Below are 26276 nucleotides of genomic sequence, written 5' to 3' on the forward strand. Positions count from 1 at the left end.
CCACCGGGTCGGGCGGTCCGAGCGCCCGGGTTGGCCCTTATCGGGCCTGGTCACTGGTCCAGGATGCCGGCCGGGGCGGCCGGACGGCAACGCAATTAGCCCGACGGCGGTGAGATTCCCACCGACTACGTATTGACCGCCTTGATCGGCCGGGTCGACACTTTGCCCACTCGCACGCGGAACCACCTCAGGGAGGTGTGCAGTGGCCACGACGCCCGTGCCGACCGCCGAGCAACCAATGGACGACGACGCCCGGCGGCTCGCCGAACTCGGCTACAAACAGGAGTTGCGCCGTAAGTGGAGTGGCTTCTCCAACTTCGCCATCTCCTTCTCGATCATCTCGATCCTGGCCGGTTGTTTCACCACCTTCGGTCAGGCGTGGAACAACGGCGGGCCGGTTGCCATCTCCTGGGGCTGGCCGCTGATCTCGCTGTTCATCCTGATCATCGGTTTCTGCATGGCGGAGCTGGTGTCGGCGTACCCGACCGCGGGTGGGATCTACTGGTGGGCGGCCACCATGGGCCGCCCGGTGCACGGCTGGTTCACCGGCTGGCTGAACCTGATCGGTCTGGTGGCGGTCACCGCCTCGGTCGACTACGGCTGTGCGACGTTCCTCAACCTCACCCTGTCGGCGCTCTTCGACGGTTGGGCCGGGACGCTGCGTCAGGCGTTCGTCCTCTTCGTGATCATCCTGGTGCTGCACGGGCTGATCAACATTTTCGGGCACCGGATCATCGACGTACTCCAGAACGTCTCGGTCTGGTGGCACGTGGCCGGCGCGGCCGTCGTGGTGGCCATCCTGGTCTTCGTGCCCGACAACCACCAGAGCTTCCAGTTCGTGTTCACCGAGCGGTTCAACAACTCCGGCTTCGGCGACGGGGACATCGGCGGGCTGACGTTCTGGTTCTACGTGCTGCCGCTGGGTTTCCTGCTGACCCAGTACACGATCACCGGCTTCGACGCCTGCGCGCACGTCTCCGAGGAGACCCGGGGCGCCTCACAGGCCGCAGCCCGCGGACTCTGGCAGTCGATCTTCTACTCGGCGGTCGGCGGCTGGATCCTGCTGCTGGCGTTCCTCTTCGCGGCCACCGACGTCGAGGCGGTCAACGCCGCGGGCGGCTTCTCCGGCGCCATCTTCGAGTCGGCGCTGACCCCGGTCTTCTTCAAGATCGTCATCATCATCTCGACCATCGGCCAGTTCTTCTGCGGCATGAGCTGCGTGACCTCGATGAGCCGGATGGCGTACGCGTTCAGCCGGGACCGTGCCGTACCCGGCTGGCGGCTGTGGTCGAAGGTCGACCGCAACGGCACCCCGGTCAACGCGATCATCGGCGCCACCCTGGCCGGCCTGGTGCTGACCCTGCCGGCGCTGTACGAAAGCTCCGCCGGTATCCCGATCGCCTTCTACGCGGTCGTCTCCGTCGCGGTGCTCGGGCTCTACCTGTCGTTCCTCATCCCGATCGCGCTCCGGCTGCGGATGGGCGACCGGTTCGTCCCCGGGCCGTGGACGCTGGGCCGCAAGTACAAGCTGCTCGGCTGGATCGCGGTGATCGAGATCGCGATCATCGCCGTCTACTTCGTGTTGCCGATCGTGCCCGCCGGAGTGCCCGGCAACGACGGGTTCACCTGGTCGGCGGTGAACTACGCGCCGCTCGCCGTCGGCGGGGTGCTACTGGTGGTCGCCGTCTGGTGGTACGCCTCGGCCCGCAAGTGGTTCACCGGCCCGGTTCGTACCGTCGAGGAACCCGCTGACGAACGACGGTCGGCGGCGGTCGACGGGTCGGAATGACGGTGCCCCGCGGCGGGTCAGGGCTGCGCGGCGTCAACGGCGTGGGATCCGGCACGGCCGGCGGGCGGCGGCTGCCGCTCGCCGGTCGTGAACCGCAGGATGCGGTCGTCCGCCGGCGCCGGCGTGCCATTGGCGTCCCGGTTGCTGGTGGCCACCCAGAGCGAGCCGTCCGGGGCTGCGACGACGGTACGAAGGCGGCCGTAGGCGCCCACGAGCTCGGCGACCGGGGTGCCAACCTGTCCGGAGGCCCCCACCGGCACGGTCCAGAGCCGTGTGCCTCGCAGAGCGGCGACGAACAGGGTGCCGTTGGTGAAGGCGGCACCACTCGGCGATGCCTGCGCCGGCGGCCAGACGACCACCGGGGCACGGAACCGGGGGTCGTTGCTCGGGCCCTCCACGATTGGCCAGCCGTAGTTGCCGCCCCGGACGATGACGTTGACCTCGTCCCAGGTGGCTTGACCGAACTCGGTGGCGAACAGGCGACCGCTCGGGTCCCAGGCCAGCCCCTGCACGTTGCGGTGCCCGTAGCTGTAGACCGGCGAGCCGGGGAACAGGTTGTCCGCCGGGATGCCGCCGTTCGGTCGGACCCGCAGGATCTTGCCGTTGCGGCTGGCCAGGTTCTGGGCGTTGGAGGCGACACCGGCGTCGCCGATGCCTGCGTACAGCAGCCCGTCCGGGCCGAAGGCGATCCGCCCACCGTTGTGCACCGACGCCCGCGTGAGCCCGCTGAGGATCACCTGCTGGGTCTGCGGCGTGCTGAGCCGGAACCGCGTGATGCGGATGTCGGAGGCGGTGGTGAAGCAGACGTACACCCACCTGTCCAGCCAGTAGCGGGGGGAGACGGCCAGGCCGAGCAGCCCCGCCTCGCCGCCGGCGACCACCCCGGGGATCCGGGCGACCTGCACGGGAGGCTGACCTGGTCGTATCCGCACCACGGTGCCCAGGTCGCGCTGCGCCACGAGGGCGCTGCCGTCGGGGAGGAAGTCGAGCCCCCAGGGGACGTCGAGACCCGTCGCGACGACCTCCGGGTCGGCGAAGTCGAAACCGCCGGCACCCAGTGCGATGACCGGACCAGGCGTTGGCTGCGCCTCCGCCTCCGCCTCGGCCGTCACCGTGCCCAGCCCGGTGACGAGGACGGCGACGGCCAGGATTGCTCGAAGACGCATGACAGCTCCTCGCGGGTTTGCCGCCGACCGGGCCGGGGGCATTGACGGTGATCCGGATTGCCAGTAGACCTTGGTGATGGAGGCCCCCTGATGAGCAGAACGCCGTTTTCGCTGGAAGAGTTGCGGGTCGCCGTCCAAGCCGGTGAGATCGACACGGTGGTGCTGGCCCTGGTCGACATGCAGGGCCGCTTGCAGGGCAAACGGTTTCACGCGCCGTTCTTCCTCGATCAGGTGGCCGAGCACGGCAGCGAGGGCTGCAACTACCTGCTCGCCGTGGACGTCGACATGAACACCGTCGACGGGTACGCGATGTCGAGCTGGGAACGCGGCTACGGCGACTTCGCGATGGTGCCGGACTTCGCCACCCTGCGCCGGATGCCCTGGCAGCCTGGCTCCGCCCTCCTGCTGGCCGACCTGACCTGGCTCGACGGCTCGGGTGACGTGGTCGCCTCGCCTCGGCAGATCCTGCGCCGGCAGCTGGACCGGCTGGCCGAGCACGGGCTGACCGCGTACGCCGGCACCGAGTTGGAGTTCGTGCTGTTCCGCGACTCGTACGAGGACGCCTGGCAACGTGGCTACCGCGACCTCACCCCGGCCAATCAGTACAACGTCGACTACTCCCTGCTCGGCACCGCCCGGGTGGAGCCGCTGCTGCGTCGCATTCGCACCGAGATGGCCGGCGCGGGGCTCACCCCGGAGAGCGCCAAGGGCGAGTGCAACCTCGGGCAGCACGAGATCGCCTTCCGGTACGACGAGGCGGTGACCTGCGCGGACCACCACGTGATCTACAAGAACGGCGCCAAGGAGATCGCCGCACAGGAGGGGATGGCGATCACCTTCATGGCCAAGCCCAACGAGCGGGAGGGCAACTCCTGCCACATCCACTTCTCACTACGGGATTCCTCCGGCTCGTCGGCGATGCTCGGCGACGGCCCGGCGCACCTGTCGCAGACCGGGCAGCGGGTGCTCGCCGGGCTGCTCGCCACCATGCGGGAGTTCAGCCTGCTCTTCGCCCCGAACATCAACTCCTACAAGCGCTACCAGCCGGGATCGTTCGCCCCGACCGCGCTGCGCTGGGGTGTCGACAACCGCACCTGCGCGCTGCGGGTGGTCGGGCACGGGCAGGGCATGCGGGTGGAGAACCGGGTGCCCGGCGCCGACGTCAACCCGTACCTGGCGATCGCCGGGCTGGTCGCCGGGGCGTTGCACGGCATCGACGGCGAGCTGGAGTTGGGCGCGGAGTGCACCGGCAACGCGTACGACGACCCGGAGGCCGAGCGGGTCCCCGGCACCCTGCGCGATGCCCTGGCCCTCTGGGAAGAATCCACTGCGGCCCGGGAGGCGTTCGGCCCCGAGGTGGTGGCCCACTACGCCAACCAGGCGAAAGTCGAGCTGGCCGCCTTCGACGCCGCGGTGACGGACTGGGAGCTGACCCGTGGCTTCGAACGCCTCTGACCACGGCGCCTCCCGCCCCGGCTCCCGCGATCTTGCACTCTGTGTCGATGATTCGTGGCGATTCACGGCTCTTGTCGGAGCAGTAACTGCAAGATCGCGCAAGGGGGTGAGGGTGTGACGGTCTTGGTGGATCCCGCTGGCGGGGTGGAGTTTCGGGAGGTTGCTGCGGCCTCTGTGGACGAGGTTGACGCGGCCATCTCGCGGGCGGCTGCCGCATTCGATACCTGGCGCCAGGTGGGGGCGGGGGATCGGGCGCGGTTGTTGCGACGGTTCGCCGTCGTGGTCGACGCGCACCTGGACGAGCTGGCCCTGCTGGAGGTGCGCAACTCCGGGCACACCATCGGCAACGCCCGGTGGGAGGCGGGCAACGTCCGCGACGTCCTGGACTACTACGCAGGCGCGCCCGAGCGGTTGACCGGGCGGCAGATCCCGGTGTCCGGCGGGTTGGACGTCACCTTCCACGAGCCACTCGGTGTGGTTGGCGTGATCGTGCCCTGGAACTTCCCGATGCCGATCGCCGCCTGGGGGTTCGCCCCGGCGCTCGCCGCCGGCAACACAGTGGTGCTCAAGCCCGCCGAACTGACCCCGCTCACCGCGCTGCGCCTGGCTGAGTTGGCCCGCGAGGCGGGCCTGCCCGACGGCGTCTTCACCGTCATCCCGGGCGAGGGCTCGGTGGTGGGGGAGCGGTTCGTCAGCCACCCGGCGGTCCGCAAGATCTGCTTCACCGGCTCCACCGAGGTCGGCACCCGGATCATGGCCGGCTGCGCCGTCCAGGTGAAGCGACTCACCCTGGAGTTGGGCGGCAAGAGCTCGAACATCGTGTTCGCCGACGCCGACCTGGAACGCGCCGCCGCGACCGCGCCGGGCGCGGTCTTCGACAACGCCGGCCAGGACTGCTGCGCACGGTCGCGAATCCTGGTCCAGCGCTCGGTGTACGACCGGTTTCTGGAACTGCTCGAACCGGCGGTACGCGCGGTGCGCGTCGAGGACCCGTCCCGCGACACCGCCGAGATGGGCCCGCTGATCTCCGCGGCCCACCGGGACCGGGTAGCCGGTTATCTCGCCGGAGCGACTGTCGCCTTCACCGGCTCCTGCCCCGACGGCCCCGGGTTCTGGCACGCGCCCACGGTGCTGCTGGCCGACTCGCCGGCCGACCGGCACTGGCGGGAGGAGATCTTCGGCCCGGTGGTCTCGGTGCTGCCGTTCGACGACGAGGCGGACGCGGTCCGGCTCGCCAACGACACCGAGTACGGCCTCTCCGGCTCGATCTGGACCCGGGACGTGGGTCGGGCCCTGCGCCTGGCCCGCGCCGTCGACTCGGGCAACCTCAGCGTCAACTCGCACTCCTCGGTGCGCTACTGGACCCCGTTCGGCGGGATGAAGCGCTCCGGGCTCGGCCGTGAGCTGGGCCCGGACGCGCTGCACTCCTTCACGGACGTCAAGAACGTGTTCATCGCGACAGAGGAGTGACGCCAGTGCAGGGTCGGTTGCAGGACCGGGTGGCCGTGGTCACCGGGGCGGGCAGTGGCATCGGGTTGGCCACCGTGCGGCGGTTCGCCGCCGAGGGGGCCCGGGTGGTCTGCGTGGACATCGACGCGGCGGCCGGTACGAAGGCCGCCGAGGAGTGCGGCGGCGAGTTCGTGGCCACCGACGTGGCCGACGAGTCGGCGGTACGCGACCTGTTCGACGGGGTGGCCGACCGGCACGGCCGGGTGGACATCGCGTTCAACAACGCCGGCATCTCACCGCCGGACGACGACTCCATCCTGGACACCGGCCTGGACGCGTGGGAGCGGGTGTTGCGGGTCAACACCACGAGCGTCTACCTGTGCTGCAAGTACGCCATTCCGCACATGCGTCGCCAGGGCAAGGGTTCGATCATCAACACGGCCTCGTTCGTGGCGTTGATGGGTGCGGCGACGTCGCAGATCGCGTACACCGCGAGCAAGGGCGGGGTGCTGGCGATGACCCGGGAGTTGGGTGTGCAGTTCGCCCGCGAGGGCATCCGGGTCAACGCCCTCTGCCCCGGCCCGGTGGCCACCCCGTTGCTGCTGGAACTCTTCGCCGCCGACCCGGAGCGGGCCGCCCGTCGGCTGGTGCACGTGCCGATGGGTCGCTTCGGGCAACCGGAGGAGATCGCCGCCGCGGTGGCGTTCCTGGCCAGCGACGACGCCTCGTTCATGACCGCCGCGCAGTTCGTGGTCGACGGAGGCATCACGGGCGCCTACGTCACTCCTCTGTGAGCGCGAGGAGTGAGCCGGGTTTGCGAGCCCCGCAGTCGCGAACCGTGCCAACCCTGAGGAAGAGGCCGCTGATCGGGGTCAGCGCGTACGTCGAAGCCGCCGACTGGGCGGCCTGGCGGGGTGTGCGGGCGGTGCTGGTGCCGGAGGCGTACTCGCGGGCGGTGGCGGGCGCGGGTGGCCGGGCGGTGGTGCTGCCGCCGGACGACGTGGACGCGGACGTGGTGGCCGTCCTCGACGGGTTGCTGTTGGCCGGTGGCGCGGACGTCGGCCCGGGGCGGTACGGCCAGCCGCCCGACCCGCGTACCGAGGACCGGCCGGACCGGGACGCCGGCGAGCTGACCCTGTTGGCCGCCGCGCTCGCCGCCGAGCTGCCGGTGCTGGGTGTGTGTCGGGGGATGCAGTTGCTCGCGGTCGCGTACGGCGGCGCCCTGCACCAGCACCTGCCCGACGTGGTGGGTCACGAGGAGCACCGCCCGGCGCCGGGCGTGTACGGGGCGCACGCGGTGCGGTTCGCGCCGGGGAGCCTGGCCGCCTCGGTGCTGGCCGGGGTCGACCAGGTCAACTCTTACCACCACCAGGCGGTCGCCGATCCGGGCCGGCTAACGGTGACCGGTTGGGCGGGGGACGGCGTGGTCGAGGCGGTGGAGGACCCGGCCCTGCCGTTCGTGCTCGGGGTGCAGTGGCATCCGGAGAACGAGTCGGATCCCCGCCCGATCACGGCGTTGGTGCGGGCCGCCGGCCGGCGGGTGTGACTGAGATCGCCCCCGCCCGTCGATGGCGCCGATGGGAGGATCGGCGTATGGGCAAGGTTTATCAGGAGATCGACGGTCGACTGCGTGACTTCATCGTGGCCCAGCCGCTCTTCTTCGTGGCGACCGCCCCGTCCGGGGTCGAGGGGCACGTCAACGTGTCACCTAAGGGCATGCGGGGCACGTTCGTGATCCTCGGCCCGCACCGGGTGGCCTACCTCGACTATCACGGTAGTGGGGCGGAGACCATCGCCCACCTGCGGGACAACGGTCGGATCACGCTGATGTTCTGTGCCTTCGACGGCCCGCCGAAGATCATCCGGTTGCATGGTCGGGGCAGCAGCGTCGCGGTGACCGAGGAGGACTTCGCCGATCGGCTCGCCGAGTTTCCCGCGCCGCCGGACGTGCACGCCGTCCGGGCGGTCATCACGGTCGACGTGGAGCGGGTCAGTGACTCCTGCGGATACGCGGTGCCTCTGATGGACTTCCGGGCCGAACGCGATCTGTTACTCACCTCACACTCCCGCCGTAGCACCGATGATCTGGTCGTCTACCGCGCCACCAAGAACGCGGCAAGCATCGACGGACTACCGGTCTTCTGACTCGTCAGAGCGTTCCGGCCACCGCCGTTCGACGCCGCCGTCCACCCGCACTGTCCGGTGCCCGACGGCTCCGGCGTACGTAAGCAGCGTCCATCGCTCGTGATGCGTTACGTTGCTGGTCCGCTGGGGTACAAGTCGGAGCACGGCGGGTGAAGATCAACGGTCGAGGGGTACGGCCGGAGCGGGAGGCTGCATGAGCTCGGCCCAGGGGGGCGCGGACATCGGGCATCCCGCCCTGTCCGGCCGCGAGACCCCACCGATGCTGGCCGCCGCGTTCGCGGCCGGCGGCGAGATGGGCGAGCGGCTGGCCTCCTTCGACTGGTCCTCCGGCCCACTGGGTGAGCCCGGTCAGTGGCCCCCGGCGCTCTCCAACGCGGTCGGGATGATGCTCGCCTCCAGCGCGCCGATCGTCATGTTCTGGGGCGACGAGCAGTTGGCCTTCTACAACGACGCCTACCGGCCGACCATCGGTGGCAAACACCCGGACGTGATCGGCCAACCGGCCCGCTCGAACTGGGCGGAGACCTGGGCGGTGCTCGGCCCGCTGCTCGACAGCGTCCGGAGCACCGGCCGCTCCTATCGGGGCGAGGACCATCCCTTTCTGCTGGACCGTTACGGCTTTGTCGAGCAGACCTACTTCAACGTCTCGTACGACCCGATCCGCGGTGACGACGGCTCGGTCAGTGGCGTCTACTGCATCGTCAGCGAGACCACCGGGCGGGTGCTCGGCGAGCGTCGGCTGCGGGCGCTGTCCGAACTGGGTGCCGAGCTGAGCGACACCGGCAGCGCCACGGAACTGGGCCGGACCGCCGCCGGGGTGCTCGGCCGGCACCGGGCGGACGTGCCGTTCGCCCTGATCTATCTGGCCGACGACAACGACCAGCTCACCCTGGCCGGTTGCACCGGCACCACCCCGCCCTCCGTCGATGTCGCTACGCAGTTGTCGGCCCGGCTGACCGCCGATGGCGCGCCCGCCACGATCGAGGTGGCCGCTCTGCTCGACGCGCCGCCGGTCGACGCCGCCGACCAGGCCCTCGTGCTGCCGCTCACGGCGACCAACGAGACGGTCGGCGCGCTGGTCGTCGGCGTGGCCCGTCAGCTGCCGCTGAGCGACGACTACCGCGACTTCCTCGGCCTGGTCGCCGCCCAGATCTCCCGGGCTGTCGGCACCCAGCGGGCGTACGAGCAGGAACGGGCCCGCGCCGCCGAGCTGGCCGCGCTGGACCGGGCGAAGACCAACTTCTTCGCCAACGTCAGCCACGAGTTCCGCACCCCACTGACCCTGGTGCTCGGCCCACTGGAGGACATGCTGGCCGACCCGGAGCTGCCCGCCACCGAAACCGACCGGCTCACCATGATGCACCGCAACGCGCTGCGCCTGCTCAAGCTGGTCAACACCGTGCTGGACTTCTCCCGACTGGAGTCCGGTCGGCTCGCCGCCCGCTACCAGCCCACCGACCTCGCCGGTTACACCGCCCGGCTGGCCAGCACCTTCCGCTCGGCCACCGACCGGGCCGGGTTGCGACTGGGCGTGGACTGTCCGCCGCTGCCGACGCCGGTCTTCGTCGACCGGGACATGTGGGAAAAGATCGTCCTCAACCTGGTGTCGAACGCGGTCAAGTTCACCTTCGACGGCGAGATCCGGGTGCGGATCCGGGCCGTCGAGGGCGCCGCCCGGCTGGAGGTGACGGACACCGGCATCGGCATCGTGCCGGACGAGCTGCCGCACGTCTTCGAACGGTTCCACCGGGTCCCCGGGGTGCGGGCTCGCACCCACGAAGGCACCGGCATCGGCCTCGCGCTGGTCCGGGAACTGGTCGAGATGCACGGCGGTGAGGTCGGGTTGACCAGCCAGGTCGACGTGGGCAGCACCTTCACGGTGACCGTTCCGTTCGGCTCGGCGCACCTGCCGGCGGACCGGGTGGCGGCGTTCGACCCGCTGCCCATGGGTGAGCCCGAGCAGGCCCGGCTCTTCGTGGCGGAAACCGCGCTGTGGGCCGGTGTCGCGTCGACACCCGAACTCGACCGTCAGCCGGCGAAGGGCACCTCGGCTGGCCGGATCCTGGTCGTCGACGACAACGCCGACCTACAGGAGCACGTCAGTCGGCTGCTCTCCCCGACCTGGGACGTGGTCACCGCGAACGACGGGCTCGATGCCCTGCCGCTGGCCCGCGAGGGCGGGTTCGACCTGGTGCTCACCGACGTGATGATGCCTCGGCTGGACGGGTTCGGGCTGGTGAGCGCGCTGCGCTCGGATCCGCGTACCAGGCATGTGCCGATCGTGCTGCTCTCCGCCCGCGCCGGCTCCGCGGAGGCCGTCGCCGGTCTCGCCGTCGGCGCCGACGACTACCTCACCAAGCCGTTCTCCGCGCAGGAGCTGATCGCCCGGGTGCGGGCCAACGTCGAGCTGGGCCAGCTGCGCGGGCAGATCATCCGCCGGCTCCGTGCGCTGGCCGACGCGGCGGTGGCGGTGAACACCGCCCGATCCACCGCCGACGTGCTCCAGGTCGCCGCCCGGCACGCGTTGAGCCTCGCCGAGGCGGCTCGGGTGGTGGTCACCGCGGCCGAGGCGCGCTTCGAGGCGGACGGCGGCGGCACCACCGCCGCCGACCCGTCCTTCGTGGCCGAGTTGACCGGCACCACCGGCAAGCAACTCGGTGAGTTGCAGGTCTGGCGGGCCGACGGCGACGAGGCGCAGGCCGACGACGCCGCGCTGACCCAGCTGGCCCGGCTCGTCGGGGTACGACTGGAGAACGCCCAGCTCTACGAGGCCGAACACCGCATCGCCACCACCCTTCAGCACAGCCTGCTGCCCCGGTCGCTGCCCCAACTGCCCGGCGCGGTGGTGGCCAGCCGTTACCTGCCCGGCAGCGCCGACGTCGAGGTCGGCGGCGACTGGTACGACGCGATCGCGCTAAACGGTGACGAACTGGTGCTGGTCATCGGCGACGTGGTCGGTAAGGGCGTCCGGGCCGCCGCGGCGATGGGGCAACTGCGCAACGCGCTGCGGGCGTACGTGCTGGAGGGTTTCGATCCGGGTGGGTCGCTGACCCGGCTCAACCGGCTGGTCGGCTCCACCGAGGGCCGCTCCTTCGCGACAGTGGTCTGCCTGCTGTTCAACCCCCGCACCGGTCGGCTGCGGTACGCGAGCGCCGGTCACCCGTCCCCACTGTTGATCACCGGAGGCGACGTGGCGTTCCTGCACGACCGGGCGCTCGGTCCACCGGTCGGCGCCCTCCCCGACGCGACGTACGAGTCGGTCGAGGGCGAGTTGCCGGCCGGCACTCGACTGCTGCTCTACACCGACGGGCTGATCGAGGATCGTCAGCTCGGCATCGATGCCTCACTGGCCCAGCTCCGCGTCGACGCGGCCACCCCGAGTGAGCACGTGGTGGACCTGATCGACGCGGTCGTGGAGCGGGTCACCGGACGGCCACGCCGCGACGACGTGGCGGTCCTCGCCCTGGAGGCAGCGGAGCTGAACCGCTTCGCGCTGCGGCTACCAGCGGACCCGACCCGGCTCAGCGTGCTGCGGAAGCGGCTGGAGGACTTCCTGGTCGCGCACTCGGTCGGCGAGACCGACCTGTTCGACCTGACCGTCGCCGTCTCCGAGGCCGCCGCCAACGCCATCGAGCACCCGGTACACCCCGCCGAGGCCATGATCAGTGTGGAGGTGGCCATCGAGGATCGGACGGTGACGGCCACGGTGCGCGACAGCGGGCAGTGGCGGGAGTCGACCGGCTCCGGCTTCCGGGGCCGGGGCCTGGACCTGATCAGAGCACTGGGTGAGCTGTCGGTACGGCGTACCGCCGAGGGCACCGAGGTGACGCTGCGCCGGCAGTTGCAGAACTGACCGCGCGCCCGGCAGCGGCCGGGTGCCTAGGCCGGGTCGAGCCAGCCCTGCTCGCCGAGGCCGGAGATCTCCAGCACCCGACGGACCTGCCGGGACGGACGAACGGTGAGCCGGCCCGGAACCTGTTGGGCGAGCCGGACCAAGGCGTGGATGGCGGCCGAGTCGAAGAAGGTGACAGCACTCAGGTCGAGAGTGATCTTCCCGGCGGGCTCGCGCAGCGCCGTCTGGAGCATCGTGTCCGCGGTCGCCATGTCAACCTCGCCGGCCACCACGACGTGGAGGTGGTCACCGTCGATCTCGGCGCTGGCGGAGAAGACGGGCGGTGCTCCCCCTTGATCCACGCTGACACCATGGCACAGCCACCCTGGCAGGGCAACAACCTCCACCGGGCGGCCGTGGCGCGGGTCACCAGCGGCCCCGGCGATAGGCTTGCGGCATGACCGTCCGTCCGCCGCTGACACCAGGCACGCTCTCCCCGATGCGACCGGTGCCATCCCAGATCGCCCGACCGGAGTACGTGGGCAAGGCGCGCCCGCAGGAGTGGCGTGGCTCGCACGTGCAGACGCCGGAGACCATCGAGAAGATGCGGATCGCCAGCCGGCTCGCCGCCCAGGCGACCCAGCTCGCCGGCGAGCACTGCAAGCCCGGCGTGACCACCGACGAGATCGACAAGGTGGTGCACGAGTTCCTCTGCGACCACGGCGCTTACCCGTCGACGCTGGGCTACAAGGGCTTCCCGAAGTCCTGCTGCACCAGCCTCAACGAGGTCATCTGCCACGGCATCCCGGACACCACGGTCCTCCAGGACGGCGACATCATCAACGTCGACGTGACCGCGTACATCGGTGGGGTGCACGGTGACACCGACGCCACCTTCTGCGTCGGCGAGGTCAGCGAAGAGGCCCGGCTGCTGGTCGAGCGGACCCACGAGGCGATGATGCGCGGCATCCGCGCCGTCGCCCCGGGTCGCCAGATCAACGTGGTGGGCCGCGTCATCGAGTCGTACGCCAAGCGGTTCGGCTACGGCGTGGTCCGTGACTTCACCGGCCACGGCATCGGCGAGGCCTTCCACAGCGGCCTCTACGTGCCGCACTACGACAGCCCGCGCCCCACGGACATCATGGAGCCGGGCATGACGTTCACCATCGAGCCGATGATCACCCTCGGCACCTACCAGTACGACATGTGGGACGACGGGTGGACCGTGGTCACCAAGGACCGGAAGTGGACGGCGCAGTTCGAGCACACCATCGTGGTGACCGACGACGGCCACGAGATCCTGACCCTGCCGTGACCGACACCCCAGCGGCGCTGCGCGAGGCGCACCACGCGGACGTCTCCGGCGGCTGGCTTCGCCCGGCCGTCTTCGGCGCGATGGACGGCCTGGTCACCAACATCGCCCTGATCGCCGGCGTCGGCGGTGGCGGAGTGTCGCCGCGCAGCATCGTGCTCACCGGCAGCGCCGGCCTCGTCGCCGGTGCGATCTCGATGGGGCTCGGCGAGTACACCAGCGTGCGCTCCGCCAACGAGCAGGTCGCCGCCGAGGTGGCCAAGGAACGACGGGAACTGGAACGGCACCCCGAGGCGGAGGCCCGGGAGTTGGCTGACGCGTGGGTGGCCCGGGGCCTGCCCCGGGATCTCGCCACCCAGGTCGCCGAGGCGGTGCGGCGCGACCCGGAGGAGGCGCTGCGGGTGCACGTCCGCGAGGAGCTGGGCGTCGACCCCGACGACCAGCCCAGCCCGTGGGCCGCGGCGATCTCGTCGTTCCTGTTCTTCTCGGTCGGCGCGCTGGTCCCGCTGCTGCCGTACCTGCTCGGTGCCACCGAGCTGTGGCTGGCGCTCGCCGTCGGCGGGCTCGGGCTGTTCGCCGCCGGTGCCGTGGTGGCCCGCTTCACCAACCGTCCCTGGTGGACCAGTGGGCTGCGCCAGCTGCTGCTGGGCGCCGCGGCGGCCGGCGCCACCTACCTGATCGGCTCGCTGATCGGCGTACCGGGCGGGCTGTGACGCGCCTCAGGTGCTGAGCAGCTCGTCGATCGTGCCGTCGACCGCGCGACCACGGGCGGCCAACTCCTCGGCCTGCCGGGCCAGCACCACACCCACCTCGGTCATGTCCGCCCCGGCCAACCCGGTGCGCCGCACCGCGTCCCCCGGGTCACGGAAGTAGGTGCGACTCAGCAGACCGGTCACCGTGGCCGCCGCCAGCCGGGCCTCACCGAGCATCAGCAGTGCCTGGTCGGTCTCGTACCACTCGGCGAGCCGGGCCGCCCGGGAGTGCGCCGCGCTGCCCCGGTACCACGCCTGCCGGGCCGCGGTGCTGAACTCCGCCGGCCGGGCCCGAGCCAGCCGAGCGAGATGCTCGTCGCGCAGCGTCCGCAACCAGCCCGTCGGATCGTGCAACGCCTGCGTGGTGACGTACCGGTCGGCGGTCAGCGGCCAGAGCGGGGAGAGCACCCGGGCCTGGGCCAGGTAGTCCTCGGCGGCGGCCACGGTCAGGTCGACGAGCACCCCGTCCACCCGCCGGGTCGCCGGCGGCGGGCCCGTCCCGGGTCGATAGGTGACCACCAACATCCCGGCCTCGCGGTCCCCGCCGCCGTCGTCGTCACCGTGCGCCAGGGGCCCGTGCACAGCGATCGCGAGCGCATCGGCCGGGAACCGCCGTCGGACCGCTTCGGCGACCTGCTCCGCGACCGTCCACCGTCGATCGTCGACGCCCCGGTCGACGCCCGCTCGCTCACTCACCGGACCAGCTCCGTTCGCGGCTGCGGGGCTCGCAACCCCGGCTCACTCCTCGCGCTCACGGGACCGCCTTTGTTCGCGGCTGCGGGGCTCGCAACCCCGGCTCACTCCTCGCGCTCACGGGACCGCCATTGTTCGCGGCTGCGGGGCTCGCAACCCCGGCTCACTCCTCGCGCTCACGGGACCACCTCGACTTGGCTACCGAGCGTCAGCCTAGCCAGCCGCCGGCGGACCGTCGGGCGCGCCGCGCCCGGTCGGGGCCAGCCGGAAGATGTGGATCTCCCGGCCGCCGGCCCGCTGCACGTACGTGCGGTACGCGGGCCACTCGGTGACCAGCAACTGCCACAACCGCTCCCGTTCGGCGCCGGACGCCCGCTCGGCCCGCACCGCGACCCGCCGCCCCTTCACGTCCACCTCGGCGGCGGGATCGGCGAGCAGGTTCATCGCCCAACCGGGGTGCTGGGTCTGCCCCCAGTTGGAGCCGATCACCACGAACGCGTCGCCGTCGGGCACGAAGACCAGCGGATTGCTACGGGGCTTACCGGAACGACGGCCGGTCGTGGTGATCACCAGGGACGGGATCAGGCCCAGCGCGACCACCCGGCCCCGGGTGAGGCGACCGACCACCCGGTCGACGGGGACCAGCAGACGCGCCGCCTTGCCGAACCAACGATGATGACCGAGCCGACGGGTGACTCTTCCCAGCACTGACACGCCGGTCAGTCTGCCGGCTGCCCGGCCCCGGCGGCACCCCTCCGCGGTCCCCTTTCGGTCGCCCGGCGGATCGGTCAGTCCAGTCGCCGTTCGATCGGCAGCCGGGCCCGGGTGAACAGGCCCGCCCCGAGCATCGCCACCACCGGCACCAGCACCAGGACCCCGAGCGCGGGCCACGGCACCAGAAAGGGGTACGGATCTGATGCCGGCCAGTCACTGGCGTACTGCCGGTTCACCGAGACCAGCACGATCGCGGCGGTGCCGAGGCCGGCCACGATGCCGAGCACCGAGCCGAGACCGGCGATGACCCCGGCCTGGCAGATCGCCAGCAGCCGGCGTACCGCTGGGGCCGCGCCGACGGCCGCGAGGGTGGTCAGCTCGGCGCGCCCCTCGGCGGCGGCGAGCGCGGTGGCGATCCCGGCCGCCCCCACGGTGATCAGCCCGGCCGCCGCCGCGAGCAGCAGGAGCAACGGTGAGACGTCGCGTGGGGCGCCGCCGTTCTCCACGCTCAGCGAGAGCGTCCCGAATGGCCGCAGGACGGCGGCGAACCGTGCCTGTTGCTCCTCGTCGGGCGGGGTCGTGGTGCCGATCACCCAGCCGGTCTGAGACCAGCTCAGGCCGAGTTGCCGGGCGGCTGCGGCGGACAGCAGCAGGCGGGGCTGGCCGGTCGCCCGGGGCAGCGCGTACCCCGGAAGATCGTGGGCGGTGACCGGCACGTCCGGCCCGGCCTCCACCTCGGTGACCCGGACGGTCACCAGACCGTCGTGCAGGTAGCGCGGGTCGGTCACCACCACGCCACCGGCGCGCAGCACGGCCGTGGCGGCGGCGGTCGTCGCCGGGTCCGCGCCGGTGAGCAGGGGAAGTGCGGTCCCGTCGTCGACGCCGGGTTCCACGTAGCCGCCGAAGTAGTCCACCTCGTGGATCTGGCAGCGGGGATCGGCGCGGGCCTGCTGTCGCTGCGCCGCGGGGAGTTGAACGCCGGGCTGCCAGGGGCAGGCCCGGTTCAGCGGGAGCACTGGTGCGACGTCGCAGTAGCCGGTGCGGCCCGCCCCGCAGCTTGGCGTCCGCACCGGGGCCACCGCGCCGACCCCGAGTTGGTTCCGGGCCGCGTCGTTGATCTGGGCCAGCGTGGGCTGCCCGGCCGATCCGACCGGGCTGACCATTACATGACCGTTCGGCAGCGCCGGCCGGTAGGCGCGCGCGTCGCGAGCGCCGTCGCTGGCCAGGTATCCGCCGAGGGCGACGCTGCTGGCGACGGCGGCCATCACGGCGCAGATGGCCGGTGCCGCGGCGGCCCGGTTGCGGCTGGCATCGCGCAGCGCGATCCGTGGTGCCAGCGGCAACACCCGGCCGAGGCGGGCGAGCACCCCGAGCAGCGTGGGCGTGCAGCAGACCAGGCCCAACTCGCCGAGGATCAGCCCGGTGAGAACCACCGCCGGGGAAGTCCGAGTGGCCCCGAACGCCGCCAGCCCCGCACCGCCGACCACCAGCGCCAGTCCGAGAGCCAACCACCGGCCCGGGGATTTCGCTGGGGTGCGTCGTCCGGCGAGCCCGGCGCTGACGTCCTGCCGGGCGGCGGTCCAGGCCGGTGCCAGCGCGGCGAGCACCCCGGCCAGCACCGCGACGCCGCCGAGCAGGAGCAGCGCGCTCGGCCAGCAGCGGTAGCCGCCGAAACGGGCGCTGAAGACGTACTGCTCCATCAGCGGGCGACCGGCGAACGCCGCGCCGACGCCGACCAGCAGGCCGGCGGCGGCCCCCAGCACACCCAGCACCACACCGTCGGCCAGCACGACCCGGCGAAGCTGGGCGGCGTCCCCGCCCGCCACCGCGACCAGCGCGAGATCCCGTCGGCGGCGACGGACTCCGACGGCGAAGGCCGGCCCGACCAGCAGGACGACCTCCAGCAGCCCGAGGCCGGCGATCAGGACGCCGGTGCTCAGGTCGTTCGGGTTGTCCCCCATGATCGACCCGAGCCGCGTCCGGTCCGCTGCGGTCGTCGAGCCGATCCGGTGTCGCGCGGTGACCACCACCCCACGGTCGTTGAGCCGGGACACCAAGGCTGCGTCGACGGTGCCCGGCACGTCCGCCAGCCAGACTCCGTCCGGCTCCGGACCGGTCGATGGCACGGCCCCCGGGTGCAGCGCCACCACCGGTCCGAGGTCGTCGGGAAACTCGACCACCCCCACCACTGTGTACGCCCTGCTGCCGTCGGCGGCGGCCACGGCGTGGCCGAGGCGCAGGTCGAGGCGACGCAGCGCCCTCGGACTGACCGCGACCTCACCGGGCTGCTGCGGCGCCCGGCCGGCCCGGAACCGCACCAGCCCGCGGGCCAGCGGATCGGTGAGGTCCAGCACCCGAGCGTTCACGACCTCGTCGCGGTGCGGGCCGCGCAGGGTCAGCGGGACGCGTGGACGCACCTCGGTGACCCGGCTGCCCGGCCCGAGCAGTGCGGTCAGCTGGGCCGCGGTGACCTTCGCGGGAAGCTCCCCGTCGCGGGTGTACCAGCCCTCACCCCACTCGTCCTGCCCCACCGGGGCGTTGGCGATCCACTGCAACTGCGCGTCGGCCACGCCGAGCCGGCGGTCGACGCGTTCCTGTGGGGTCAGCTCGGCCATGTCGTAGCTCGCCGCCAGGAAGGCCAGCGCCGCCACCGGCATGGCGATCATCGCGAGCACCAGGGCGGTCCGCCGCCGGGACCGGCGTGACTCCCGCCGGGCGATCCGCAGCGCCGCCCGCCAGGAGCCGGTCAGCTCGGCGAACCGCCGCCGGCCGACCGGGGCGGGCGGCGCGACCGGCCGCGGCGTCGCGATGTCGGCCCGACCGGGGGCCCGCGTCGGACGGCGAGTGGTCACCGGTCGCTGCCGGACAGCAGCTGCTCGACACTGCCCAGCGGTGCGGTCGTGTCGACCAGCACGCCGTCGCGGAGGAACACCACCCGGTCGGCCCAGCCGGCGTGCCGCGCCTCGTGGGTCACCAGCACTCCGGCGGCGCCCGCGTCGATCCGGCGGCGCAGCAGGTGCAGCACCGCCTCGCCGGTCTGGGAGTCCAACGCCCCGGTGGGCTCGTCGGCGAGGACCAGCCGGCGTTCGCCCACCAGCGCGCGGGCGATCGCCACCCGCTGCTGCTGCCCGCCGGAGAGCTGGTCCGGGAAACGGTCACCCAACGCGGGTAGGCCCACCTCGGTGAGCGCTGCCATGGCCAGTGCGCGGGCCCGACGTCCGCTGGTCCCGTCGAGTTCCAACGGGAGCGCCACGTTCTCCAGTGCGCTCAGACTGCCCAGCAGGTTGAGCTGCTGGAAGATGTAGCCGATCCGACGGCGGCGCAGCTGGGCCAGCCCGCGGCGGTCCAGTGCCCCCAGCGGTTGCCCCTCGACCCGGACCTCGCCGCCGGTCGGACGGTCCAACCCACCGGCGAGAGCCAGCAGGGTCGATTTGCCGGAGCCGGACGGCCCCATCACGGCGACCAGCTCGCCGGGCCGGACGACCAGGCTGACGCCGCGCAGCGCGTGCACCGCCGCCGGCCCGGCGCCGTGGGTGCGGTGGACGGCGCGTAGCTCCAGCACCGCGTCGTCCGATCCGCTCACCGTCGTGCCTCCTCGCCGGCCCATCGAGCCGCGTCCCGCACGTCAGCGCCATCGGGCCGGGGAGCGGGAGGCGCCGGGCCGCTGGGTTGGTGCCGGACCAGACTGGTCTCGCAGTGGTCCAGCCAGCGCACCTCGGCCTCGGCCTGGAAGACCATCGAGTCCAGTACGAGGCGCCAGGGAAGGTCCTCCGGCCGGTTGCTGCCGTACTTCAACCGGGTCAACTCCTGAAGGGCCCGCATCGTCGCGCTGCGTTGGGCCTGCACCACCGACCGCACGTCGACCCCCGGGGTGGTCAGCGCCAGCGCCAACTTGATCGCCAGCTCGTCGCGGGGTCGGTCGTTACGGCTGATCGGGGTGGCGAACCACAGCGCCAGGTCCGCCCGGCCGGCGTCGGTGATCTCGTACGGGCGCTGCCCGGCCTCGCTCTCCGGCAGCGGGCGCACCAGACCGTCCCGTTCCAGCCGGGACAGCGTGGTGTAGACCTGCCCGATGTTCAGTGGCCAGGTCGAGCCGGTCGACTCCTCGAACGCGGCGCGCAGCTGGTAGCCGTACATCTGGCCGCGTTCGAGCAGGGCGAGCAACCCGTGACGGATGGACATGGCAACGGAGTATGCATACCTGGTATGCGCACCGCAACCGGAGTGGACCGGGTTCAGGTGGGTCGACCGGGAAACGGGACAGTCAGCGGGGTCTGCCCGGCCGTCTTCCGCCACCGGGTGGCCCGCACGGCGTACTCGACAAGGGCGGCCAGCGCCTGGTCCCGGTCGGCGCCGGTGGTGGACGCCAGGGCGGCTCGCCAGTGCGCGGCCGTGCGCTCCTCCACCTCGGCGGCGAGCCGTAGGGCGCTGGCCCGATCGGTGACCGGGAACGGCAGGGCGTACCCGGCGCGGTCCGGCGGAACGACGCCGCCGGCCGTGGTGAGCTGCACCACCAGCGCGTCACGTCGGCGTCGGTGCGCGGCCTCGGCCTGGCGTGCCGCGTCCCGCGCCGCTCCGCTGAGCCGGACACCGATCCGTCCGTAGGCGTAGATGGCCGCGTACTCGGCGGACAGGGCGGCGGCGAGTGCCTCCCCGGCGGACGGCTGCCTCACTTCAGTGCCTCCTGGTGAGTTGCCCGGGCGGCGACGATCGACCCGAGTAGCGCCGCCCGCTCGGCGGGCGCCGCGGCGCAGGCGGCGGTGGCGGACTGCTGAGCGGTCTTCTCCAGCGCCCGCAGAGCGGCGCGCGCGCCGCTCGGATCGGCGGCCGGGGCGGCGGTCGGGGCTGCGGAGGCCGCCGACGGCAGTGTCACACCGATCACCCGGGCCAGCTCGGTGGCGTGCGCGGTGTGCGTCTCGGCGATCGGGTTGAGCCGGTCGGCGAGCTCGGGATGGGCGGTAGCGCCCGCCCGGTACGCGGCGGCCAGCGCGAGTGACTCGTCCACCATCGGCCGCAGCGGGTCGGGCGGTGGGGCTGGTTGGTCGTCGCGGTCGAAAAGATCACAGCCGGTCAGCGGCGTCACGGCCCCGCCGAGCACCAGCAGCGCCCCGGCACTCAGGAGCTTTCGCCGGGAATGTCCGGATGCTTGGTCGCGCTGTGTCGTTCTGCCGATCCCCACCGGCCAAGTCAACACCATCCGTGCCGGTCCGGGGGGCACCGGCGTCGGTGCGCCGCCCGGTCCGCCGCCGGGCAGGCGCGTTACGCTCTGCGCAACCACCGGCGTGTCCACTCCGGTGGCGTGCCGGCATGGCGGGACGACCGGTCCCCGTCGACCAGGGAGAGGGTGCGGAGATGACGCAGCGTGGCCGTGCCACCAGGCCGACGGGTCGACCCCGCGGTGCTGCGGGCCCCCGCGGCGGTGACCTCGCCGCCCGGCGGGACCGACTGCGGGCCGTGATCGAGCCGGTGGTCAACGACGCCGGCTACGACCTGGAGGACCTGTCGGTTTCCCGAGCCGGCCGCCGGCACGTGGTGCGGGTGATGGTGGACACCGACGGCGGGATCGACCTGGACGCCGTCGCGGACGTCTCCCGCGCGGTCTCGGCCGCGCTGGACGCCGCGGAGGAAACCGGTGGCGACATCGTCGCCGGCGAGTACCAGCTGGAAGTCAGCTCGCCCGGCGTCGACCGGCCGCTCACCCTGCCCCGCCACTGGCGGCGCAACGTGGGCCGACTGGTGAAGGTCACCGCGCGGGGCGCGGCCGCGCTGCCCGGCCAGCGGAACGACCAGCCCGCCGGTGACCGTCAGCTGACCGGCCGGGTGGTCGCGGCCGACGACGAGGGCGTGCACCTGGAGACCGACGACGGCCGCGCCGCCTGGGCGTACGCCCAGCTGGGCCCCGGCCGCGTGCAGGTCGAGTTCACCCGGCTCGCCGAACTCGGTGAGCCGGACGACGAGTTCGACGACGCGGACGATTCCGACGAGATCGACGATTCAGACGACATCGACGACGAAGATGATGTGGAGGACGAGGAGAGGTGAACATCGACCTCGCGGCGCTGCGCGCACTCGAGCGCGAGCGGGAGATCCCGTTCGACACGATTCTCGCGGCGATCGAGACCGCGTTGCTGACCGCCTACCGGCACACCGACGGGGCCGAACCGCACGCCCGGGTGGAGATCGACCGCAGGTCGGGCGCCGCCCTGGTGTACGCGCAGGAGATGGATGCCGACGGCAGCCTGGTGCGCGAGTGGGACGACACCCCGCACGACTTCGGCCGGATCGCGGCCATGACCGCCAAGCAGGTGATCCTCCAGCGGTTGCGGGAGGCCACCGACGAGGTGCACTTCGGTGAGTACGTCGGCCGCGAGGGTGACCTGGTCACCGGCGTGGTGCAGGCGCACGAGACGCGTACCGAGAAGGGCATCGTCAGCGTCGACCTGGGCAAGCTGGAGGGCGTGCTGCCGCAGTCCGAGCAGGTGCCCGGCGAGCGGTACGCGCACGGCGAGCGGGTCCGCTGCGTCGTGGTGCACGTGGCCAAGGGCATGCGCGGGCCGCAGATCACGCTGTCCCGGTCGCACCCGGCGCTGGTCAAGAAGCTCTTTGCGCTGGAGGTGCCGGAGATCGCCGACGGCACCGTGGAGATCGGTGCGATCGCCCGTGAGGCGGGCCATCGCACGAAGATCGCCGTCCGCTCAACGGTGCCCGGGGTGAACGCCAAGGGCGCCTGCATCGGCCCGATGGGTCAGCGGGTGCGTGCCGTGATGAGCGAGCTGCACGGTGAGAAGATCGACATCATCGACTGGTCGGACGACCCGGCCACCTTCGTCGGTAACGCTTTGTCGCCGGCCAAGGCGCTGCGGGTCGAGGTGGTCGACCTGGCCAACCGGGCCGCCCGGGTGACCGTTCCCGACTTCCAGCTCTCGCTCGCGATCGGTCGGGAGGGGCAGAATGCCCGACTCGCGGCCCGATTGACCGGTTGGCGGATCGACATTCGCTCCGATGCGGAGCAGACCGCGCCGGCAGCGCGGGGGGTAACTGATCACGTGCGGGAGCCGGGCGGCGCGATCTCGGGGAGCTAGGGGTAGACTTCCTCCAGTGGTACGACGCGCGCAGCCGGAGCGCACCTGTGTGGGTTGCCGGCAACGTGCGCCGGCCAGCGAATTGCTGCGAATCGTCGCGGTCAGGGACGAGGCTGGTCACAGTCTCCGGCCTGATCCGCGCCGCAGGCTGCCGGGTCGGGGAGCGAACATGCACCCGGATCCGGCCTGCTTCGCGCTGGCGGTGCGGCGCCGCGCCTTCGGGCGTGCGCTGCGCAGCACCGAGGTCCTCGACCACGGTGCGCTGGCGGAGCACGTCGATGCGCCAACCACTACGTCCGGTCAGCCCGACCGGGCGAGGGTCGCTAGCAGGGTAGGACGACCGACATGAGCACACGATGAAGTCCCTGAAATGACCAGGCTTCAAGTGCACGAGTGAGGTCGCTGCGGGTGCTGCCCGCACGACCTCGGAGTGAGGAGTGCAGTGGCAGGCAAGGCCCGCGTACACGAGCTTGCAAAAGAGCTCGGGGTCGAGAGTAAGACCGTTCTCGCCAAGCTGAAGGAAATGGGCGAGTTCGTGAAGTCCGCGTCCAGCACCGTCGAGGCGCCCGTCGCCCGACGGCTGCGTAACGCATTCGTCGCGTCCGCCGGAGCCCCGGCTCCGGCCGCCGCCCCGTCGGCGCCCGCGTCGACGCCGGCTTCAAACCCGACCCCGACGCCAACCCCGGCCCCGGGCGCGTCCCGGGTCTCGGCCAAGCCGATGCCGCCTCGGCGGCCGGCCGCGCCGGCACCCGGTCCGAAGCCCAAGGGTCCGGTTCCCGGTGCTCCGCAGACGGCGACCCCGGTCGCCAAGCCGGCGAGTGCCCACGACATCGAGGTGGCGGCCGCGGAGGCGCGTGCCGCCGCGCTGAAGGCTGAGCAGGAGGCCGCGGTCAAGGCCGCGCAGGCCGCCCGCCAGCAGCAGCGGGACAACCCCGTTCGCCGGGAGCCTCCGGCAGACGGCGGTAACCGCCCCGGCCCTCGGCCGGGTCCCGCGGCGATGCCGCCCCGTCCCGGTTCGCCGGCAGCTCGTCCGAACACGCCGGCTCCCGGTCCGGGTGCCCGGCCGGGCGGTCGTCCGCCGGCGCGCGGTGCCGGTAACAACCCGTTCGGCATCCAGGGTGGCCAGCAGCAGCGGCCCCCGGCCGCCGGTGCGGGTGGCCCTCGGCCCAACAGCCCGGCGGGCATGCCGCCGCGGCCGAGCCCGAACTCCATGCCGCCGCGGCCCAGCCCGGCGTCCATGCCGAGTCAGCGTCCGGCTGCCGGTCGCCCCGGTCCCGGTGGCGCTGGTCGCCCCGGCGGCGGTGGCGCTGGTCGTCCCGGTGGTGGCGGCGGTGGTGGCGGCTTCCGTGGTGGTCCCGGCGGCGGCGCCGGTGGCGGCGGCGGTTACCGAGGCGGCCCTGGTGGCGGCGCGGGTGCCGGCGGTGGCGGTGGCTACCGTGGCGGTCCCGGCGGCGGTGCGGGTGCGCCCGGTGGCGGTTTCCGTCCGGGTGGTCCGGCCGGTGGCGGCGGTCGTCCGGGTGCTGGCGGTCGTGGCCGTGGCGGCGGCGCCGCGGGTGCCTTCGGGCGTCCGGGTGGTCGGCCGACGCGCGGTCGCAAGTCCAAGAAGCAGCGCAGACAGGAGTTCGACAACCTGTCGGCTCCGACCATGAGCTCGGGTGCTCCCCGGGGTCAGGGTCAGATCGTCAGGCTCTCCCGTGGCGCCTCGCTGTCCGACTTCGCGGACAAGATCAACGCCAACCCGGGTTCGCTGGTCCAGGAGATGTTCAACCTGGGCGAGATGGTGACCGCGACCCAGTCCTGTTCTGACGACACCCTGCACCTGCTGGGTGAGCACCTGGGCTTCGACATCCAGATCGTCAGCCCGGAGGACGAGGACCGCGAGCTGCTCGCGCAGTTCAACATCGACCTCGACGCGGAGGTGGCCGAGGAGCGTCTGGTCAGCCGTGCGCCGGTGGTGACCGTCATGGGTCACGTCGACCACGGTAAGACCAAGCTGCTCGACGCCATCCGTAAGGCGAACGTCGTGGCCGGTGAGGCGGGTGGCATCACCCAGCACATCGGCGCCTACCAGGTCCACGTCCCGCACGAGGGCGAGGACCGGGCGGTCACCTTCATCGACACCCCGGGTCACGAGGCGTTCACCGCCATGCGTGCTCGTGGTGCCCAGGTCACGGACATCGTGATCCTGGTCGTCGCGGCCGACGACGGTGTGATGCCGCAGACGATCGAGGCGTTGAACCACGCCAAGGCGGCCGACGTGCCGATCGTGGTCGCGGTCAACAAGGTCGACAAGCCGGACGCCAACCCGGACAAGGTCCGCCAGCAGCTGACCGAGTACGGCCTGGTCGCCGAGGAGTACGGCGGCGAGACCATGTTCGTCAACGTGGCCGCCAAGCCGGGCATCGGCATCGAGGAGCTTCTCGAGGCTGTCCTGCTGACCGCCGACGCGTCGCTGGAGCTGACCGCTCCGATCGACGGGCCGGCGCAGGGTGTGGCCATCGAGGCGCACCTGGACAAGGGTCGCGGTGCGGTGGCGACGGTGCTGGTGCAGAAGGGCACCCTGCGGGCGGGCGACTCGATCGTCGCCGGTGGGGCCCACGGCCGGGTCCGGGCCATGCTCGACGAGAACGGCAACCAGCTCACCGAGGCTGGTCCGGCGCGTCCGGTCATGGTGCTGGGTCTGACCGCGCCTCCCGGCGCGGGCGACACGTTCCTCGCCGCGGCGGACGACCGCACGGTGCGGCAGATCGCCGAGCAGCGGCAGGCACGGCGGCGGGCGGCGTCCTTCGCCAACTCGCGTGGTCGGGCCACCCTCGAGACGCTCATGGAGCAGCTCAAGGAGGGCGAGAAGACCTCGCTCAACCTCATCCTCAAGGGCGATGTCTCCGGTTCGGTGGAGGCCCTGGAGGACGCGCTGTTCAACCTCGACATCCCCGAGGAGGTCCAGCTCAAGGTCCTCGACCGGGGCGTGGGCGCGATCACCGAGAGCAACGTCATGCTCGCGAGCGCCTCGTCCGAGCCGGTCACGATCATCGGCTTCAACGTGCGGGCCTCGAACAAGGTCCGTGAGATGGCCGACCGCGAGGGCGTGGAGATCCGGTACTACACCGTCATCTACCAGGCCATCGAGGAGATCGAGGCGGCGCTCAAGGGCCTGCTCAAGCCGGAGTACGAGGAGGCCGAGCTGGGCAGCGCGGAGATTCGCGATGTCTTCCGCTCGTCCAAGATCGGCAACATCTCCGGTTGCATCGTCCGGTCGGGCATCATCCGACGCAACGCGAAGGCTCGCCTGCTTCGGGACGGGGCGGTCGTGGCGGACAACCTCACGATCACCTCGCTCAAGCGGTTCAAGGACGACGCAACCGAGGTCCGCGAGGGCTTCGAGTGCGGTCTGACCCTGGGTGGTTACAACAACGTCCAGGTCGGCGACGTCATCGAGACCTTCGAGATGCGGGAGAAGGTTCGCGCCTGATCCGGCAGTGACACGCTGATCAAGGGGTTTACGCCGGGTGGCGTAAACCCCTTGATCATGCGGGGCGGGTTGGCGGTATCGTCCGGGGCGATGTTCACCGGAACCGCGGTCTTCGACCTGCTGCTGCCGGGCGACTCCCGGTCGCTCAAAGCCAAGAGATCATATGTACGGCCGATCGTGGCGGCGCTGCGCCGCTACGAGGTGTCGGCCGCCGAGGTGGGTGCGCTCGACCTGCATGGTCGAGCGCAGCTGGCGGTGGCCGTGGTGGCCGCCGAGACGGCGCACGTCCGCGAGGTGCTCGACTCCTGTGAGCGCCTGGTGGCCAATCGCCCCGAGGTCGAGTTGCTGTCCGTTCGACGCCGGCTCTACGGCGTGGACGACGACTGACCATGGTGCCGGCTGTGCCGGGCGACCG

Annotated in this window: 23 protein-coding genes; 14 read left to right on the forward strand and 9 right to left on the reverse strand. The window is 72.0% G+C overall.

Going from position 1 to position 26276, the window contains the following annotated elements; genetic code table 11:
• The first annotated feature begins 202 nt into the window (after window positions 1-202).
• Window positions 203-1789 carry an amino acid permease gene (locus tag ACQRWP_RS01830; RefSeq protein WP_430500519.1) on the forward strand — a complete coding sequence of 529 codons (1587 nt, stop codon included), beginning with the start codon at window positions 203-205 and terminating at the stop codon, window positions 1787-1789.
• A gap of 17 nt (window positions 1790-1806) precedes the next feature.
• Here ACQRWP_RS01830 and ACQRWP_RS01835 read toward each other — a convergent pair whose 3' ends face one another.
• Window positions 1807-2955 (reverse strand): PQQ-dependent sugar dehydrogenase, encoded by a 1149-nt coding sequence (locus ACQRWP_RS01835; protein ID WP_430500520.1) that lies wholly within the window; start codon window positions 2953-2955, stop codon window positions 1807-1809.
• A 90-nt stretch (window positions 2956-3045) separates the two neighbouring features.
• Between ACQRWP_RS01835 and ACQRWP_RS01840 the strand changes: the two genes are divergently transcribed.
• The 6 genes from ACQRWP_RS01840 to ACQRWP_RS01865 all read left to right on the forward strand — a co-directional run bounded on the left by ACQRWP_RS01840 (window position 3046) and on the right by ACQRWP_RS01865 (window position 11857).
• Entirely contained in the window at window positions 3046-4410 is a 1365-nt protein-coding gene (locus ACQRWP_RS01840) for a glutamine synthetase family protein (RefSeq protein WP_430500521.1), read from the forward strand.
• A gap of 123 nt (window positions 4411-4533) precedes the next feature.
• A complete protein-coding gene (locus ACQRWP_RS01845) occupies window positions 4534-5880 on the forward strand; it encodes an aldehyde dehydrogenase family protein (RefSeq protein ID WP_430503384.1) in 1347 nt (448 codons plus the stop codon).
• Window positions 5881-5885: 5 nt separating this feature from the next.
• A complete protein-coding gene (locus ACQRWP_RS01850; protein ID WP_030489498.1) occupies window positions 5886-6653 on the forward strand; it encodes a 3-oxoacyl-ACP reductase in 768 nt (255 codons plus the stop codon).
• Between the two features lie 44 nt (window positions 6654-6697).
• Window positions 6698-7405, forward strand: coding sequence for a gamma-glutamyl-gamma-aminobutyrate hydrolase family protein (locus tag ACQRWP_RS01855; RefSeq protein ID WP_430500522.1), 708 nt, complete (start codon window positions 6698-6700; stop codon window positions 7403-7405).
• A gap of 47 nt (window positions 7406-7452) precedes the next feature.
• Window positions 7453-8004 carry a pyridoxamine 5'-phosphate oxidase family protein gene (locus tag ACQRWP_RS01860; protein ID WP_430500523.1) on the forward strand — a complete coding sequence of 184 codons (552 nt, stop codon included), beginning with the start codon at window positions 7453-7455 and terminating at the stop codon, window positions 8002-8004.
• 193 nt (window positions 8005-8197) lie between these two features.
• Window positions 8198-11857 carry a SpoIIE family protein phosphatase gene (locus ACQRWP_RS01865; RefSeq protein ID WP_430500524.1) on the forward strand — a complete coding sequence of 1220 codons (3660 nt, stop codon included), beginning with the start codon at window positions 8198-8200 and terminating at the stop codon, window positions 11855-11857.
• Between the two features lie 26 nt (window positions 11858-11883).
• Here ACQRWP_RS01865 and ACQRWP_RS01870 read toward each other — a convergent pair whose 3' ends face one another.
• Window positions 11884-12198 carry an STAS domain-containing protein gene (locus tag ACQRWP_RS01870; RefSeq protein ID WP_430500525.1) on the reverse strand — a complete coding sequence of 105 codons (315 nt, stop codon included), beginning with the start codon at window positions 12196-12198 and terminating at the stop codon, window positions 11884-11886.
• 95 nt (window positions 12199-12293) lie between these two features.
• Here ACQRWP_RS01870 and map point away from each other — a divergent pair, with 95 nt between their 5' ends.
• Together map and ACQRWP_RS01880 are read left to right on the forward strand one after the other, a co-directional pair.
• The gene (map, locus tag ACQRWP_RS01875) at window positions 12294-13151 is read left to right on the forward strand and encodes a type I methionyl aminopeptidase (protein ID WP_430500526.1); all 858 of its coding nucleotides are present in this window, start codon (window positions 12294-12296) and stop codon (window positions 13149-13151) included.
• Window positions 13148-13861, forward strand: a complete 714-nt coding sequence (locus ACQRWP_RS01880) for a VIT1/CCC1 transporter family protein (protein ID WP_430500527.1) — start codon at window positions 13148-13150, stop codon at window positions 13859-13861. The genes map and ACQRWP_RS01880 overlap by 4 nt, the downstream gene beginning before the upstream one ends.
• 6 nt (window positions 13862-13867) lie before the next feature.
• Here the strand turns inward: ACQRWP_RS01880 and ACQRWP_RS01885 are convergent, their stop codons facing one another.
• The 7 genes from ACQRWP_RS01885 to ACQRWP_RS01915 all read right to left on the reverse strand — a co-directional run bounded on the left by ACQRWP_RS01885 (window position 13868) and on the right by ACQRWP_RS01915 (window position 20504).
• Entirely contained in the window at window positions 13868-14596 is a 729-nt protein-coding gene (locus ACQRWP_RS01885) for a nucleotidyltransferase domain-containing protein (protein ID WP_430500528.1), read from the reverse strand.
• Window positions 14597-14806: 210 nt separating this feature from the next.
• Window positions 14807-15307, reverse strand: coding sequence for a nitroreductase/quinone reductase family protein (locus ACQRWP_RS01890; RefSeq protein WP_430500529.1), 501 nt, complete (start codon window positions 15305-15307; stop codon window positions 14807-14809).
• Between the two features lie 74 nt (window positions 15308-15381).
• Complete coding sequence (locus ACQRWP_RS01895; protein ID WP_430500530.1) at window positions 15382-18159, reverse strand: FtsX-like permease family protein; 2778 nt, start codon at window positions 18157-18159, stop codon at window positions 15382-15384.
• Window positions 18156-18890 (reverse strand): ABC transporter ATP-binding protein, encoded by a 735-nt coding sequence (locus tag ACQRWP_RS01900; RefSeq protein WP_225855205.1) that lies wholly within the window; start codon window positions 18888-18890, stop codon window positions 18156-18158. The genes ACQRWP_RS01895 and ACQRWP_RS01900 overlap by 4 nt, the downstream gene beginning before the upstream one ends.
• Window positions 18887-19489, reverse strand: coding sequence for a PadR family transcriptional regulator (locus tag ACQRWP_RS01905; protein ID WP_430500531.1), 603 nt, complete (start codon window positions 19487-19489; stop codon window positions 18887-18889). Before ACQRWP_RS01905 ends, ACQRWP_RS01900 begins: the two co-directional genes overlap by 4 nt.
• A 53-nt stretch (window positions 19490-19542) precedes the next feature.
• A complete protein-coding gene (locus tag ACQRWP_RS01910) occupies window positions 19543-19980 on the reverse strand; it encodes a ferritin-like domain-containing protein (protein WP_124856468.1) in 438 nt (145 codons plus the stop codon).
• Window positions 19977-20504: a hypothetical protein gene (locus ACQRWP_RS01915; protein ID WP_430500532.1), complete on the reverse strand. Its 528-nt coding sequence runs from the start codon at window positions 20502-20504 to the stop codon at window positions 19977-19979. The genes ACQRWP_RS01910 and ACQRWP_RS01915 overlap by 4 nt, the downstream gene beginning before the upstream one ends.
• A 155-nt stretch (window positions 20505-20659) precedes the next feature.
• Between ACQRWP_RS01915 and rimP the strand changes: the two genes are divergently transcribed.
• The 5 genes from rimP (at window position 20660) to ACQRWP_RS01940 (ending at window position 26248) form a co-directional block, all read left to right on the forward strand.
• Window positions 20660-21349, forward strand: a complete 690-nt coding sequence (gene rimP / locus ACQRWP_RS01920; protein WP_430500533.1) for a ribosome maturation factor RimP — start codon at window positions 20660-20662, stop codon at window positions 21347-21349.
• Entirely contained in the window at window positions 21346-22389 is a 1044-nt protein-coding gene (nusA, locus tag ACQRWP_RS01925) for a transcription termination factor NusA (protein ID WP_238682199.1), read from the forward strand. Before rimP ends, nusA begins: the two co-directional genes overlap by 4 nt.
• A gap of 16 nt (window positions 22390-22405) precedes the next feature.
• Window positions 22406-22738 (forward strand): YlxR family protein, encoded by a 333-nt coding sequence (locus tag ACQRWP_RS01930; RefSeq protein WP_112624296.1) that lies wholly within the window; start codon window positions 22406-22408, stop codon window positions 22736-22738.
• Between the two features lie 93 nt (window positions 22739-22831).
• Window positions 22832-25861 (forward strand): translation initiation factor IF-2, encoded by a 3030-nt coding sequence (gene infB, locus ACQRWP_RS01935; protein WP_430500534.1) that lies wholly within the window; start codon window positions 22832-22834, stop codon window positions 25859-25861.
• Window positions 25862-25951: 90 nt separating this feature from the next.
• Window positions 25952-26248 carry a DUF503 domain-containing protein gene (locus ACQRWP_RS01940; protein WP_354942021.1) on the forward strand — a complete coding sequence of 99 codons (297 nt, stop codon included), beginning with the start codon at window positions 25952-25954 and terminating at the stop codon, window positions 26246-26248.
• Window positions 26249-26276 lie beyond the last annotated feature (28 nt).

The sequence above is a fragment of the Micromonospora trifolii genome, from assembly GCF_050516465.1.
Classification (GTDB): domain Bacteria; phylum Actinomycetota; class Actinomycetes; order Mycobacteriales; family Micromonosporaceae; genus Micromonospora; species Micromonospora trifolii.